At 32.8% G+C, this 15,507-nt stretch carries 17 protein-coding genes; 6 read left to right on the forward strand and 11 right to left on the reverse strand.

Translation table 11 applies throughout. From position 1 onward, the window contains the following. Nucleotides 1–71 precede the first annotated feature (71 nt). From yajC to Q0829_RS21280, 4 genes are all read right to left on the reverse strand, one after another. Nucleotides 72–371, reverse strand: coding sequence for a preprotein translocase subunit YajC (gene yajC, locus Q0829_RS21265; protein WP_298546725.1), 300 nt, complete (start codon nucleotides 369–371; stop codon nucleotides 72–74). Nucleotides 372–376: 5 nt separating this feature from the next. Then, nucleotides 377–856, reverse strand: a complete 480-nt coding sequence (locus Q0829_RS21270; protein WP_298546727.1) for a DUF1573 domain-containing protein — start codon at nucleotides 854–856, stop codon at nucleotides 377–379. Between the two features lie 49 nt (nucleotides 857–905). After that, on the reverse strand, nucleotides 906–1,850 hold the full coding sequence (gene nusB / locus Q0829_RS21275; RefSeq protein ID WP_298546729.1) for a transcription antitermination factor NusB: 945 nt from the start codon (nucleotides 1,848–1,850) through the stop codon (nucleotides 906–908). Between the two features lie 133 nt (nucleotides 1,851–1,983). Then, on the reverse strand, nucleotides 1,984–3,078 hold the full coding sequence (locus Q0829_RS21280) for a Glu/Leu/Phe/Val dehydrogenase dimerization domain-containing protein (RefSeq protein WP_298546731.1): 1,095 nt from the start codon (nucleotides 3,076–3,078) through the stop codon (nucleotides 1,984–1,986). Nucleotides 3,079–3,219: 141 nt separating this feature from the next. Between Q0829_RS21280 and Q0829_RS21285 the strand changes: the two genes are divergently transcribed. The 3 genes from Q0829_RS21285 to Q0829_RS21295 all read left to right on the forward strand — a co-directional run bounded on the left by Q0829_RS21285 (nucleotide 3,220) and on the right by Q0829_RS21295 (nucleotide 8,069). Beyond that, on the forward strand, nucleotides 3,220–4,977 hold the full coding sequence (locus Q0829_RS21285; protein ID WP_298546733.1) for an ABC transporter ATP-binding protein: 1,758 nt from the start codon (nucleotides 3,220–3,222) through the stop codon (nucleotides 4,975–4,977). Between the two features lie 78 nt (nucleotides 4,978–5,055). Continuing rightward, entirely contained in the window at nucleotides 5,056–5,451 is a 396-nt protein-coding gene (locus tag Q0829_RS21290) for a PUR family DNA/RNA-binding protein (protein WP_298546735.1), read from the forward strand. 104 nt (nucleotides 5,452–5,555) lie between these two features. Further along, the gene (locus tag Q0829_RS21295; RefSeq protein WP_298546737.1) at nucleotides 5,556–8,069 is read left to right on the forward strand and encodes a M14 family metallopeptidase; all 2,514 of its coding nucleotides are present in this window, start codon (nucleotides 5,556–5,558) and stop codon (nucleotides 8,067–8,069) included. Between the two features lie 161 nt (nucleotides 8,070–8,230). Here Q0829_RS21295 and Q0829_RS21300 read toward each other — a convergent pair whose 3' ends face one another. Further along, the gene (locus tag Q0829_RS21300; protein WP_298546740.1) at nucleotides 8,231–9,094 is read right to left on the reverse strand and encodes an alpha/beta hydrolase; all 864 of its coding nucleotides are present in this window, start codon (nucleotides 9,092–9,094) and stop codon (nucleotides 8,231–8,233) included. Nucleotide 9,095: 1 nt separating this feature from the next. Beyond that, nucleotides 9,096–9,560 (reverse strand): Mpo1-like protein, encoded by a 465-nt coding sequence (locus Q0829_RS21305; protein WP_298546742.1) that lies wholly within the window; start codon nucleotides 9,558–9,560, stop codon nucleotides 9,096–9,098. Between the two features lie 89 nt (nucleotides 9,561–9,649). On the opposite strand from Q0829_RS21305, the gene Q0829_RS21310 reads away from it, so the two are divergent. Both Q0829_RS21310 and Q0829_RS21315 read left to right on the forward strand, forming a co-directional pair. Next, nucleotides 9,650–10,207: a thioredoxin family protein gene (locus Q0829_RS21310; protein ID WP_298546744.1), complete on the forward strand. Its 558-nt coding sequence runs from the start codon at nucleotides 9,650–9,652 to the stop codon at nucleotides 10,205–10,207. Nucleotides 10,208–10,210: 3 nt separating this feature from the next. Further along, entirely contained in the window at nucleotides 10,211–10,741 is a 531-nt protein-coding gene (locus tag Q0829_RS21315) for a GNAT family N-acetyltransferase (protein ID WP_298546746.1), read from the forward strand. Here Q0829_RS21315 and Q0829_RS21320 read toward each other — a convergent pair. The 5 genes from Q0829_RS21320 to Q0829_RS21340 form a co-directional block, all read right to left on the reverse strand. Beyond that, entirely contained in the window at nucleotides 10,731–11,252 is a 522-nt protein-coding gene (locus Q0829_RS21320) for a YfiT family bacillithiol transferase (RefSeq protein WP_298546749.1), read from the reverse strand. The two genes, Q0829_RS21315 and Q0829_RS21320, sit on opposite strands and share 11 nt — an antisense overlap. 9 nt (nucleotides 11,253–11,261) lie before the next feature. Beyond that, a complete protein-coding gene (locus Q0829_RS21325; protein WP_298546751.1) occupies nucleotides 11,262–12,062 on the reverse strand; it encodes a hypothetical protein in 801 nt (266 codons plus the stop codon). Between the two features lie 255 nt (nucleotides 12,063–12,317). Next, complete coding sequence (locus Q0829_RS21330) at nucleotides 12,318–13,250, reverse strand: peptidylprolyl isomerase (protein WP_298546753.1); 933 nt, start codon at nucleotides 13,248–13,250, stop codon at nucleotides 12,318–12,320. A 291-nt stretch (nucleotides 13,251–13,541) separates the two neighbouring features. Continuing rightward, a complete protein-coding gene (locus tag Q0829_RS21335; RefSeq protein ID WP_298546755.1) occupies nucleotides 13,542–14,339 on the reverse strand; it encodes a hypothetical protein in 798 nt (265 codons plus the stop codon). After that, nucleotides 14,336–14,902: an RNA polymerase sigma factor gene (locus Q0829_RS21340; protein WP_298546758.1), complete on the reverse strand. Its 567-nt coding sequence runs from the start codon at nucleotides 14,900–14,902 to the stop codon at nucleotides 14,336–14,338. The genes Q0829_RS21335 and Q0829_RS21340 overlap by 4 nt, the downstream gene beginning before the upstream one ends. A 103-nt stretch (nucleotides 14,903–15,005) precedes the next feature. Between Q0829_RS21340 and Q0829_RS21345 the strand changes: the two genes are divergently transcribed. Then, nucleotides 15,006–15,503 (forward strand): hypothetical protein, encoded by a 498-nt coding sequence (locus tag Q0829_RS21345; protein ID WP_298546760.1) that lies wholly within the window; start codon nucleotides 15,006–15,008, stop codon nucleotides 15,501–15,503. Nucleotides 15,504–15,507: the final 4 nt, after the last annotated feature.

Raw genomic sequence — 15,507 nt, forward strand, 5'->3', positions numbered from 1 at the left:
ATAAAAAACAAAGTCACAAAAAAATCGCCGTATTAACTTAATACGGCGATTTTTACTTTATAAACTGATGATTACTTCTTTTTTTCAGCTGGTGGTGCATTTAACTTCTGACTCATTTCTAATGAAATAGCAGATTTATCGAATGTTAACTTACCAGACCCTGTTTCAATAATAACAGCATTACTTTTTTCACTGAAATCAAAAACTTTTCCGTGAAGACCACTTTTTGTTACTACGCGATCACCCCTTTTAAGTTCTTCAGCAAATTTCTTCTCCTTTTTTGCCTTTTGCATTTGCGGACGTATCATAAAAAAATACATCACCACAAATATCAAAAGTATAAAAGGTAATTGTCCTCCAAATCCTTCCATAAAAATTACTCGCTTACTGGAGTTCCGCTTACTGGTTTAGCTTTTGGAGTTACCATTGCCTTAATCTTAAGGATTTCTTTTCCTGCTTCAGTATTAGCAGTAATAGTAACTTGTTTGTTTTGAGCGTTTGGCTTACCGTTAGAATTAAATTTTACTAACATAGACCCAGTAGCTCCAGGAGCAACAGGTTCTTTTGTCCACTCAGGAACTGTACATCCACAACTTCCTTTTGCATTAACGATTACTAATGGTGCTTTACCAGTATTAGTAAATGTAAAAGTATGCTCTACTACATCACCTTCATTGATTGTTCCAAAATCGTGTTCAGTTTGATCAAAGCTCATTACAGGGAAATCTGTATTCTTTGCATCACGATCTGCAGCATCCGCTACATTTTCTTCTTTAACTTTTTCTGCTGCATTATCTTTACAAGACATAAATGTCAAAGCAAAAACACCAGCTAAAATCAAGATTCCTTTTTTCATTACTTGGGTTTTTAATTAATTGAGGGTTAAAAATACTATTTTTTTTGAACTACATAAGACCTCGGCCAACTTTATTTAATTTACCGTTTTCTTGATATTCTTTGGATATTTTATCTAATATACCGTTGATAAAGATACTACTCTTTGGTGTACTATATTCCTTGGCAATCTCTAAATATTCGTTAATTGTTACTTTTACAGGTATTGACGGGAATTTCTGGAACTCACAAATCGCCATTTTAATCACTGCTTTGTCCAATTCTGCTATTCTATCTTTGTCCCAATTAGGAGTTCTTCCCTCTATTTCTTTTGCAAACTCCACTCCATTAAGCGCAGTTTTTCTAAAAATATCTTTTGCAAATTTCTTATCATCCGCATCTTTATATAATCTAGGCAAAGACATATGCTCATCATGAGTTTGTTTTACCTTTCTCAGCATCTTTATAATTCCTGTATTGATTAAAGGTAAATCATCTATCCAAGTAAGTCTTTTATCTTCTATATATTCATACAACTTATCATTGGGAGCTATGATTTCTTTGAAAACATCAAGAATAAAATCCTTGTCTTCTTTAAAAGAACTCATTTTTGTACTCATATAGTCAGCATAGAGCTCACTTGTACTTATTTCTTTCCAAAGAATTTTTACGTACTCGTCATCAAGATCCCAACAGTTCATTTTCTTATGCCCCATTGCTTCTTTAAGCTCGATATTTTTTTCTAATAGCGTGAGTACTTCGTTATTAATAAACTTTTGGTTTGGGTTTTTTTCTTCTGAAGTTGCCAAATATTTTTTCTGACTTTTTTCTAAGAAATCGGTAGCATGCTTTCTTATTTCTACTAGAAGTTGAAGATTTATAAGAAATAAATCGTACATCTGTTCAATACTAAAAAGTAAAAACTTTTCTTCTTTATCTAGATTATCACTTTGCGTCTGCTCTAAAGCATAGAGGGACTGCATTACTTTAACTCGGATATGTCTTCTGGTTAACATAAGAAATTACAAAGAACTATTACATTTAAAAAGGCGAAAGTGTATATCACTTTCGCCCTGCAAAAATACTATTATTTTTATTCTACCAATTCTAAAATTTACTTTTTATGAAGTAAATTTTATACAAATCTATTTATTGCTTTTTTTTGGCTGCAATTCTTTCATCCGCAATACTAACAGCAGCAGTATTTGTAGTCATGCCAGTAGCCTTTGCTTTGTTTAAAATATCTAATGTAGTATTATAGATATTTTCAGTTTTAGTTATAATCTGATCTCTTCCGTATCCTTCAATCTCTGCATATACATTAATGATACCTCCTGCATTGATCAAAAAGTCAGGTGCATACACAATCCCTTTTTCCTGTAATAATGGACCGTGAATATTTTCTGAAGCTAATTGATTATTAGCTGCTCCGGCAATCACTTTAACTTTTAGCTTATTAATAGTCTCATTATTAACTGTAGCTCCTAGTGCACAAGGTGCGTAGATATCAGCCGTTTCTGCATATAAATCTTCTCCTTTATATATTTCTACTCCATATGTATTGCTTACTTCATGGAGTCTTTCCTGGTTTATATCTGTAATAATAACATTAGCTCCTTCTTCTGCAGTTAGACGAACAAGTTCTTCTCCTACGTGACCTATACCTTGTACTAATATCTTTTTACCTTCTAGATTATCTGTTCCATAAGCAAATTTAGCTGAGGCTTTCATCCCCATATAAACACCATATGCTGTTACAGGAGATGGGTTTCCTGCTCCTCCTTTAGATTCAGAAATTCCGGTTACATAAGGAGTTACTTCACGAACAGTATCCATATCAGAGGTCTCCATACCCACATCTTCTGCCGTGTAGTATTTCCCACCTAGTGTATGTACAAACTCTCCAAAACGTTTCATTAACGCAGGAGTTTTTAAAGTTTTAGGATCTCCAATAATAACCGCTTTTCCTCCTCCAAGATTCAAACCAGTGATAGCTGCTTTATAAGTCATCCCTCTTGACAATCTTAATACATCATTAAGAGCATCCCATTCTGTTTTATAATTATACATTCTCGTCCCCCCTAAAGCTGGTCCTAAAATTGTGTTATGCACCCCAATTATTGCCTTTAATCCTGTATCTTTGTCCTGACAAAAAACAACTTGTTCGTGATCGTTAAAAGACAATTGGCCAAATACAGGAGCCTCTTTTTTTAATTGATTTGCAGTAAGCACTTCGGTTATCATTTTCGGAAATTTTAAAATGTTATAAATTATATAATAGTCAAAATTGAGGTGCTAAAATAATGTATTTTTACGAATTTAAAATTTTTTGTTGTTAAACTTTAAGAATTTGTTAATAATTCAGCTTCTAAAAATCAATACTTTATGCGTGCATTACGCCATCTAAACAAGTACTTTTTTAAATATAAATATCGCCTTATTATCGGTTTTGTAATCACGGTTATAGCAAGAATTTTTGCAGTTGCAGTTCCTAAATTTGTTGGAGACTCTGTGGATGTTGTAGAACAGTATATTAATAAAAGTATTACAGACATTAATGATGTAAAAACAGGATTGATTACCAATATTCTTTTTATTCTGGGATCTGTCTTGATTGCTGCTTTTTTCACTTTTTTGATGCGCCAGACATTTATAGTAGTATCACGATTTATAGAATTTGACCTAAAAAATGAAGTTTTCAGACATTATCAGATTTTGTCGCTTAATTTTTATAAAAAAAATAGAACAGGCGATTTAATGAATCGTATCAGTGAAGATGTATCCAAAGTGAGAATGTATGTAGGTCCTGCTATTATGTACAGTGTTAATACGATTACATTATTTATAGTAGTTATTGGTTATATGATTAGTATTGCTCCACAACTAACTTTGTATACTGTTGCGCCACTTCCTATTTTATCTATTTCCATATATAAGCTAAGTGTTGCTATACATAAAAGGAGTACCATTGTACAGCAATTTTTATCTAAACTAACCACATTCACCCAAGAATCATTTAGTGGTATTTCTGTTATCAAAGCTTATGGAATCGAACCACAAACATTAACGAACTTTACGGAGTTGTCAAATACCAGTAAAGAAAAGAACATTGATCTCGTAAAAGTACAGGCGTTATTTTTCCCGTTAATGGTATTGCTTATTGGTATTAGCAATATCATGGTTATTTATATTGGTGGCAAGCAATATATAAATGGTACAATTCAGGACCTTGGCGTAATTGTAGAATTTATCATTTTTGTTAATATGCTAACCTGGCCAGTTGCCACTGTAGGGTGGGTTACCTCTATTATACAACAAGCAGAAGCTTCTCAGGTTAGAATTAATGAGTTCTTAAGCCAAGAACCTGAAATTACAAATACCGTTACCGAAAAAACACCAGTAACAGGAAATATTGTTTTTGATAATGTCTCTTTTGTGTACGATGATACTAATATTACAGCATTAAAGAACATAAGTTTCGAAATAAATTCAGGGCAAACCATTGCTATTATTGGAAAAACCGGTTCTGGAAAATCAACAATTTTAGACCTAATAGGAAGGTTGTATGATGTTTCTGATGGAGAAATCAGAATCGACAAAAAGCCCGTTAGGGATCTAAACTTAGTAGATCTGAGAACCTCAATAGGATATGTTCCACAAGATGCTTTCCTGTTTAGCGACTCTATAAGAAATAATATAAAATTCGGAAAAGTGAATGCCACAGATAGTGAGGTTTTAGAAGCTGCAAAAAATGCTGTTGTTCACGAAAATATCCAAGGATTTAGCAAAGGATATAATACAGTTTTAGGAGAAAGAGGAATCACATTATCTGGTGGACAAAAGCAAAGAGTTTCTATTGCTCGAGCAATTATTAAAAATCCTTCCATCCTTCTTTTTGATGATTGTTTATCCGCGGTTGATACGGAAACTGAAGAAGAAATACTTAACAATCTCAATAGAATATCTAAAAATAAGACTACTTTTATTGTAAGTCATAGAGTTTCTACAGTAAGAAATGCAGATAAAATAATTGTTTTAAGTGATGGAAAAATCATCCAACAAGGCACTCATAATCAACTATTAGACATAGATGGGTATTACAAAGAACTATATTTAAAACAGCTGAGCGAAAAAGAAATTTGATATTTTGTTGTACGATTAACAAATTTTTTAGATTTTTGATTCCATCGTAACAGACTAATTAATTAAGAAATACGGATTATGAGCGATAATGAAATGTTAGAGAAAGAGGAAATTTTCTCAAAAGTTTTAAGAGCAGGAAGAAGAACATATTTCTTTGATGTAAGATCAACAAAAGCTGGAGATTACTATCTTACCATTACAGAGAGTAAAAAATTCACCAATGACGACGGATCTTTTCACTACAAAAAGCATAAAATCTATTTATACAAAGAAGACTTTGTAGGGTTTAGTGAAATTTTGGCTGAAATGACAGATTTCATCGTTAATGAAAAAGGTGAAGAAGTTATAAGCGAAAGACATCAAAAAGATTATCAGAAATCTTACGAACAAAATACCGAAGAACCAACGACTACTAATGAAGAAGTTACTGCTTCTACAGAAAGTTTTACTGATGTAAGCTTCGATGACATATAAGACATAATAACTTATGTTAAACTTATGCAAACCGCTTCAATCTCTGAAGCGGTTTTTTTTATTTTCGATGACTATAAATTCAACACTCGCACAAACTGTCTAAAATGAAGTACTTCTTTACTATTATTCTATCCTTACTATTCTTTTCTTCCTTTTCTCAAGAAAACCTTTCATTAGATTATTATTTACCAAAAGGAGTGTCTTACAATCCCAAAATTCCAACACCACAAAGTGTTTTAGGGTTTGTTCCAGGGAAATGGCATGTTACACATGACAAATTAGTAGAGTACATGAAAGCTTTGGCAGAAGCTTCTCCTCGTATCACTATAGAAGATCGCGGAAAAACCTTTGAAGATCGTCCTATTATTCTTTTAACCATCACTTCAGAAAAAAACCATCAAAATCTTGAAAAAATTAGAACTCAACATCTTCAATTGACGCAATCTAATACCAATATAGCAGATATAGCATCTATGCCTGCAATTGTGTATCAAGGGTTTTCTATTCACGGTAATGAACCTAGTGGATCCAATGCTAGTTTACTTGCTGCATATTATCTAGCTGCTGGACAAGGAAATGAAATTGATGAGCTACTGGATAATGTTGTAATCTTGTTTGACCCTTCATTAAATCCAGATGGTTTACAACGTTTTTCATACTGGGCCAATACTAATAAGAGTAAAAATATAACTACAGACCCTCAAGATCGAGAATATAGTGAAGTATGGCCTGGAGGAAGAACCAATCATTATTGGTTTGATATGAATCGTGATTGGCTACCAGTACAATTACCAGAATCCAGAGCAAGAATCAAAACGTTCCATAATTGGTATCCAAACATTCTAACGGATCACCACGAGATGGGAAGCAATAGTACATTTTTCTTTCAACCGGGAATACAATCCAGAACACACCCATTAACTCCAAAACTAAATCAAGAACTCACCAAAAAAATTGCTTATTACCATGCCAATGCCTTTAACAAAATAGGATCATTGTATTATACTGAGGAGAACTTTGATGATTTCTATTACGGAAAAGGTTCTACTTTTCCAGATATTAACGGAGGAATTGGAATTCTGTTTGAGCAAGGAAGTTCTCGTGGACATGCTCAGGAAACAGATAATGGAATATTGACATTTCCTTTTACCATACGAAATCAATTTACAGCGACTCTTTCTACACTAGAAGCTGCAAAATCGATGCGGGTAGAATTGCTTCAATATCAAAAGAATTTTTACGCGAATGCAAGAAAAGAAGCACAGAATGGAGCTTATATTTTTGGTAATGAAAAAGATGCCACTTCTACATATCACTTAGCAGAGATTTTAAAACGCCATGAAATTAAGTTTTATAATCTAAAAAATGATATGACTTCTGATGGTAAAAAATTCAAAAAAGGATATAGCTATGTAGTACCAAAAAACCAAAAACAAAGTCGTTTGATAAAAGCTATGTTCGAGAAAAGAACTTCTTTTCAGGATAGCTTATTTTATGATATCTCCGCATGGACGTTCCCTCTGGCGTTTAACTTAGATTTCTCTGAAAAATCAGCTACTACTGATTTAGGAAACGAAATTACTGAGTTAAATTTCAGAAAACCCAAAATCATTAACAAGAGTAATTATGCATACCTTATGGAATGGCATGAATACTATACTCCTGCTGTGTTATATAAAATCCTACACAAAGGACTAAGAGCTAAAGTAGGTATGAAACCATTCTCTATCGAAAATAAAAGTTATGATTATGGTACGATCATGATCCCAATACAGAATCAGAAACTCAGTGCTGAAGACATTCATTCATTTTTACAAAAACTTGCTTCAGAAAATCATGTAGATATTACAGGAGTAGCTACAGGGCTTACTACCGGTATCGACCTAGGGAGCACTCAATTTAGAGCTTTGACATTACCCAAAATCGCCCTACTTACTGGAGCAGGAATTACTCCGTATGATGCCGGTGAAATCTGGCACCTTATGGATCAACGTTATAATATTCCTATCACAAAACTAAATACAGATTATTTAGAAAGAAGAAACCTATCCGGATACACACATATCATTTTACCAAATAGCTGGAACCAAACAATGGGTAAAAATGTAATTGATAAATTGAAGACCTGGATTCGAAACGGAGGAACATTGATTGGATATAGAAATGCTGCTCAATTCTTTAAGAATAATGAACTAATGAAAATCGAATTTTCTAAACCAGAAAATGATGCTAAAAATATATCTTTTGAACAAAGACGAGATTTCTTTGGTGCTCAAGTGATTGGAGGAGCTATTTTTCAAGCTAAAACTGATAGATCACATCCTATCAATTTTGGATACAAAAATGATAAAATAGCTATGTTTAGAAATACTACCTTATTTATCAAAGCTGACAAACAAAGCTACAGCAACCCAATTCAATACACAAAATCTCCATTATTAAGTGGATACATTAGCAAAAAGAATTTAGATTCTTTATCCAGTACTGTCCCTTTTAGACATCAAAGTCTAGGTAGAGGAAATACAATCCTATTTACAGATAACACTAATTTTAGAGCTTTCTGGTACGGAACTAATAAGTTATTGATGAATGCTATTTTCTTTAGTGATGAAATGTAGATTAGTGGTTAGTGGAAGTTTAAAAAATCCATTTAGTTGGTTCAAAACAGTTTTAAAATAACATGAAATTACATTAGTTTGAGTGATCCACCTGAGACGCGGATTGTATCGAAGACTAGTGAATTTTTATATAAAAGCTATATTGAATTCACACTAAAATATTATAATCGCTTTCTAAACTCAGTATAGTGATGTAAAACCTCTTCGGGAGCTTCTGTTTGGGGGTAATGGCCAATTGTGTCCAATATCACTACATCAGCATTAGGAACGATTTCTTTATAGAATTCTGCCATATGTTTTCCTGAGATCGGATCTACTCCTCCGTCAATAAGTCTTTTGGGCATATCTGTATATTGTATTGCTTCACGCCATCTTATTTTATACGTGTCTCTTTCCTTTAAATACTTTATAAGTTTTGGTATTACATTTTTACCAGAATTATAGTCTATCGTTTCCCAAAACTCATCTATTTCCTTTTCACTAGCTTGTGTATGCTGCCCAAATATCTTTTTGAAGTTTTTTGCCAACGTATTTCGACCCATAAAATGTTTTAGAATAGCACCAAAAGGCGTCAACAACATTCTTTGCGTAAGTGTAGGGAAGTTGGTCTCTGGAAACATTCCTCCATTAAGAAAGCAAACAGATTCAATTTTAAATTCATATTCAAGATTCTCTTTAGACCTAGCTAACATTTCCTGAACCACTGTATCTCCATAATCGTGTGCGAGTATATGAAAAGAAGTAATCGATTTTTCTTTTAAGAATGCCTCCCATAAATCAACTTGCGAAGCAATAGTATACCTAAAATCAGTTGGTTTAGAAGAAAAACCATATCCCAACATATCGATAGCATACACCTTATATTTTTTAATTAGCGAATCCCAAATCTTATTCCAATCCCAAGAAGATGTAGGAAACCCATGAATTAGAAGCAGCGGAATCCCTGCTCCTCCTTCCTTATAGAAAATTTGATAGTTTTTATACGAAAAATATGATCCTGAATTTTTCCAATTCTGTAAACTCATATTACTTTTTTCCAAACATTTTTTGGATTACCCAAGCAGGTCCGATTAGCAAAAACTGTAAGTCTTGTGCCGCAGAAGGTTTCTTTCCTTCTAAATGGTGTCCATAAAATTGCCCAATCCACGCAACTACAAAAATCCCAAGAGATACCATCCATAATGGAGCATATTGACCAATGTAATAATTAGCTATGATACAAAAAGCAACAAAAATTAATATCTGCAACGCCATTTTTACAGATAATCTTACATAAAACAGCAGAATAAGTAAGGCAACTACAAAGGCCCAATTTTCTATAAAAGGATTTTCTCCTGGAATAATTGAGGCCAAAAATCCGCTAGGAATACTCATAATTAGGCCTACGACAGAAAAGAATATAGCAGGAACACATATAAAATGAATTGCAATATTTGTTTTGTTTTGATGGCTCACAGCATATTCTTGAAACCATGTTTCTAAAGTTTTCATAACTATGGAATTTTAATGTAACTAAGATAGCATTTTTTAGACTTATATAGTATAAAATTGTAATTTCGAAAATACTAAAACTAAATACTATGGCTCGAACTCCATCTAACATGGCACCCCTTGGTACAATTGCTCCAGATTTTACTTTGGTAGATAGTGTTACTAATAATAAGGTTTCACTAAAAAGCATCAAAGGAGAAAAAGGTACTGTAGTTATGTTCATTTGCAATCATTGTCCATTTGTTATTCACGTGAATGAGGAGATTGTTAGAGTTGCTAATGATTATCGTGTACAAGGGTTTGGTTTTGTTGCTATAAGCAGCAATGACATCGAAAATTATCCACAAGATGCTCCAGAACATATGTGGAAAACTGCGCAAAAGAATAATTATACATTCCCTTATTTATTTGATGACACTCAGGAAGTAGCGAAAGCTTATGACGCAGCATGCACGCCAGATTTTTATCTTTTTGATGGAGAATTAAAACTTATTTACAGAGGACAATTAGATGATTCCAGACCTGGAAACGGAATCCCTGTGAATGGCCGTGATCTTCGTCAGGCTTTAGACGCTGTACTTAAAAACTCAAAGGTCTTAGAACCACAGAAACCAAGTATAGGTTGCAATATTAAATGGAAAGAATAATAAATGGCTTTTGAAATTAAATTTCAGAAATGTTCCGAAAAAGACATTGACGTTTTAGCAAAAATAAGTCAGCAATTCTATCCGGAACACTACTCACATATCTGGAAAAATGAAGATACTAGTTTTTATATCAATTTAAGTTTTACAACAGCCGCTTTTAAAAAGGATATTGAAACTGAAAACATTATGTATTTTTTGATTCAAAGATTTGAAAAGACCCTTGGATTGCTAAAACTGAGAAAACATCAAGAATTAGTAGGACACACTCCTGCTGAAGCTCTTCAACTTGAAAAAATATATCTTCTGGCTGAAGCTACCGGATTAGGCATAGGTACACATACTATAGATTTTACAAAAAACCTTGCTAAAGAATTGAATAAAAAAGTTATTTGGCTGGATGTTATGACTACAAGTCCTGCTCTTCAATTTTATAAAAAGTTAGGATTCAAGACTGTTTCTTATTACAACCTGGATTATCCTGGATTAAAGGATGGTTACAGAGAAATGCAGCGAATGATTCTCTCTATTTTGTAGCTGTAGCTACTATCTGCAAATGTGCTAAATGATGATTTCCGTGCCAAGCATATATTCCAATATCTTCTGCTAACGAAATTTCTACAGTTCCTTCTGGATGTATAAATACTTTTTCTAGTTCATTATCTGAAAGTCCTTTCAAAAAATACACCCATTTTGCGTGTAAAGCTTTAATCAAATCTAATGAAAGATGAATAGGCGCTGATTTGGTATCAAATAATTCTGCCCATCGATCTTCATAATAAGCTTTGATGACCGGCTTGTCTTCTGTAAGTGCCCATTTAAAACGTATGTATCCATTATGATGACTATCATGGATATGATGAATAACTTGTCTCGCCGTCCATCCACCAGACCGATAAGGTGTTTCTAGTTGTTCTTCTGAAAAATCCGAAACAAGATCAGAAATTTTTTTAGGCAACTCTTCGATATCACTTATCCAATCGGAGATATGCTCTTTAGTAATAGTTTTAGGACATTTAAATTCTCCTATGGGATATTGAAGATTCATACTATTGTTTTATTCCATTTTTTTATACAAGACCAAGTTAGAAGATGCATCTTGTAAATCCTTAACTACTAACTCATATGCATTTAATGATTCTATTTTGTATTTATAAACATACTGATCTTTAGGAGATGAACAATACATAACATCATCCTTAATTTTCACTTTTAATCTTTTTAAAAACTTACCATCACGAAAATTAAATCGTATAGTTTCTTCGAAAATCATATGTTCATCAGGGAATTGAACATTCACCCATTTCCCTTGTAGCGCCTCATACGTACTTCTATTCTTAAATTTATTATCCAACAAGGATTTCATACGGCGGCTATAATCCACAAAAACTTCTTCTGGCTCAATATTAGTAACGGCCTTTCCTTTAATTACTTTATCAATCTCTTCTCCCTTATCAAAGTAATATTTAGACTCATACTTTGTGAAGGCATTAGAATAATCCATCACTACGAGACCATCATCATTTTTCTTTTCCATGTATTGACGTTGCTTATAGTCTACATGAATTAACTGATCATTCCAGAAATAGAAAACGGTAATCACCATCGCATTGGGCATACCTATTCTTCTTATAATTTTCTTTAACCGTTCATGCTCATAATATCCATTAAGCTCTGCTCCGTGATCCGCAATTTGATCAAGAAACTCTTCTGGATCTAATGAAAACACATCAGATTCCATATAGCTATCGATGATTTCTATCTGATCATTAATAGCTGCCATTGTTGCTTCATCTTTCTGAGAAAAAGAAAAATTTACACAACAAAATGTTAAAAAAATTAGTAGTATCCACTTCATATCTAACAAAAAAAAGGGGTTCTTTATTTGTTCCCAACTCCAAAAAGAGGTTGTAAATATCTAAATTATAGATGGAAAAGTTTACTATTTTCGGTAAAAATTGCAAATTGAAACAAAAAAACATCCATTTTATGGCTACTCAGAAGTGTTAACAGAACGTTAAAGAATATTTATCAGTATAAAATGACATACAATAAGTACAAAAAACCTCTGAAATAAACTTCAGAGGTTTTTTTAAATCTCTTAAAAAGGAATTTATTTCACTGCAACTAATTCTACATCAAAAATCAAAGTAGCGTTTGGTGGAATTACTCCTCCAGCACCGTTTGCACCATATCCTAAAGATGGTGGAATTACGAAACGTGCCTTATCTCCAACTTGTAATAAAGCAATACCTTCATCCCATCCTGGAATTACTTGCCCCATTCCTAACGGAAAATCGATGGGTTGATTACGCTTATAAGAAGAATCGAAAACAGTTCCATCTGTTAAGCTTCCCTTATAATGAACAGAAACAGTTTTTCCTTTTTCTGCTTGCGCGCCATCACCTTTTTGAATTATTTTATAGTGTAAACCACTATCCGTTTTGTCAAATCCAGCTGCCAATTCTTCTAACTGTTGTTCTGCCGCTTTTTTTGCTGCAGCTTCTCTCTCTGCTTTAGCTCCATTAAACTGTCTAAAAGTCTCTACAGCATTAAAGCTCTCCGCATCAGCTCCTACTCTAACAATCTCCAAAGATTCAATAGTATCTCCTTGTGCTACAGCATTGACAACATCTTGTCCTTCTACCACTTTACCAAAAACAGTATGCTTACCATCTAACCAAGCAGTTTCTACGTGAGTAATAAAAAACTGACTTCCGTTAGTTCCTGGTCCTGCATTTGCCATAGATAACACTCCTGGTCCGTCATGTTTAAGATCTGGATGAATCTCATCATCGAATTGATATCCTGGTCCACCAGCTCCTGAACCTTGAGGATCTCCTCCCTGAATCATAAAATCAGGAATAACTCTGTGAAATTTTAATCCATTATAATAAGGTTTTCCTTGAGGAATAGCCTGGTTTTCCATATTTCCTTCTGCTAAACCTACAAAGTTTCCAACTGTTCCCGGAGTTTTTTTATACTCTAGATTAACTAGAATACTTCCTTTTGTTGTATTAAATTTTGCGTATAATCCGTCTTGCATAACTGCGTGTTTTAAGCTTGTTAAATTTTAAGCTGCAAAGATAGGTAATTGCTTAATGTTTAGTATATAAAAACTTAGGATTGTTTATTGATTCAGTTGATTTCTATATATGATCAAGGTCAATTTCACATCCCTCTAAATCTACCTTCTAATGGAGACTTTTAATCCTACTATGCTTTAAAGTAAGTATTACTTATGAATATTTTAAGTAAAGCTTTTTCAAAAACCAAATAAGTATGAACTCTGGAATCAACTAATTTCGAATAAAGAAGATAAAAAACCGAAGTAGGTCTAATTAATCTCCTCCAGTAACTCTTGTGCTTCTTTGTATTTGTAATTGTTTTTATTCAATATGATCATTTGTAGAATATCTTTAAGCTTGGCTTTATTTTTTTGTTTCAAAAACACTAAAGCTTTATACCAATTTGCTTTTTTGGACTGTAATGTATTAGAATCGGCTAAAAGTTCGAACTGCGCAATAGCTTCGTCAAATTTATTGAGTTCTATATAAGCAATACCGCTGTATATATAACTTAGTGGATCGATAGCTGTTTCTTTTGCATGATACGCTGCAAATGACTCTGTTGCTTCCTTATACTTTTTGTCTTCGAATAACAATTGCGCATTTTCTAACAATTTATTTGCATCCTCGCCTCTGGTCACTAATGATGGGATTTCATCCATGTGAATATAAGACGCATACAATTCGTCATAATTATTATCCTTAAAAACAAACAAAGAAACCGTAATTAGCACAGCAATAGAAGCAGCAATACCAATAAACCAGAATGTTTTATTTTTTGATTCAGATCGGTTTTCTGCAATTACTTCTTGAATCGCAGATTTTATATTAGTAGCTTCCTTACTTTCATAAAAAGATTTCAGTTGTGTAGCTTTTTCTGTTTGTAATGCTTCTGTATCACCTTGTAACCATTCTTGATCTTCATAAATGGTCTGCATATCTTTTTGCAATTTTAGTTCTTCGGCAAGTACAGAGTCGTTAGCAACTCTTTCTTCGAATGCTTTTTTTTCTGACGCGGACATGGTACCACTCAGATAATCATCAATTTCTATTGGGTAGTCCTTCATAATTCTTTGATTTGATTATATCGGGTATCGCTTTTTATCAATTTAGTTAATTGTGATTTACAATTAAAAATACGTTGTCTCACTACATTATCTGTATTATATCCTAGTTTTTCCATGATATCTTTATAAGGTACTTTCTGAAAAAACAATTGTAATAATTGCTTACAATTATCAGACAGTTCGGTTAATTTCTCTTGAAACAGCTCCCACTTTTCTTGTTCTAAAGTTGCCATAGTCATGTCTTCTGCTTCTTTAGAGTGTTCCATAACCTCATCATTTGTTACTATCCTTTTTTGTTTATTTAGCTCTCTACGCCATAAATTTCTACAAACTGTATAGAAATAAGCACTAAAAGAGCTTTCTATAACAAAGGGTTTTATCTTATATCTGGCGATCAATTGCATCAACGCCTTCTGAAAAACATCTTCTGCATCTGCAATATCTCCATTATTAGTAAGGACAAAACTTCTTATTTTAGGAAATTCTTTTTTATACAAGTTTTGCATAAGCTCTTTATCTCCGGTAACAAGCTGTTTTAGTTGATCTTTTTCAGTTATCTGCATTAAGATATCTTTAACTATTTGATTTTTTTTTACTTTTGCGTGGTAACATTTATTAGGTTAGGGAAACATACTAATAAATATATAAACAAAAAAAGATTTAAGAATGAAAAAAATCACACTACTATTAGTAGCCGCAGTCTTTGCTATTGGAATACAAAGCTGTTCGACAGACGAAATTGGAATTGAAGAGGAAACTATTATTGAAGAAAACAGTCTATCTAAGAGGCAATCTATTATTATTATTAATAATGATATTCCAGATGGCCCTATTCGTAGGGTTTATCTTTATTACCCTCCTGATCTGTCTCTTCAAGATAGACTAGATTATTTTGAATATTTTAAAGAAAATATATTACATATAACTTTCAGATATCTAAATGATGGTTGTGAAAATGTAGATGTGTTTGATGGTATTATTATAGATGGAAATCCTAAACCAGGTGGTATAATAGTAACAGCATCTAATGATATAAATGATGAAGATTATGAACCTGAATTTAAAGAAGACGGGGATATCATTTCTTTTAAATATAAGTCAGGTCCAGAACTAATCAACTTAGAGAATTTTTGTGACATAATAAATGCGAACAGAGGTAATTAACAAG

Source organism: uncultured Aquimarina sp. (assembly GCF_947492405.1).
GTDB lineage: Bacteria > Bacteroidota > Bacteroidia > Flavobacteriales > Flavobacteriaceae > Aquimarina.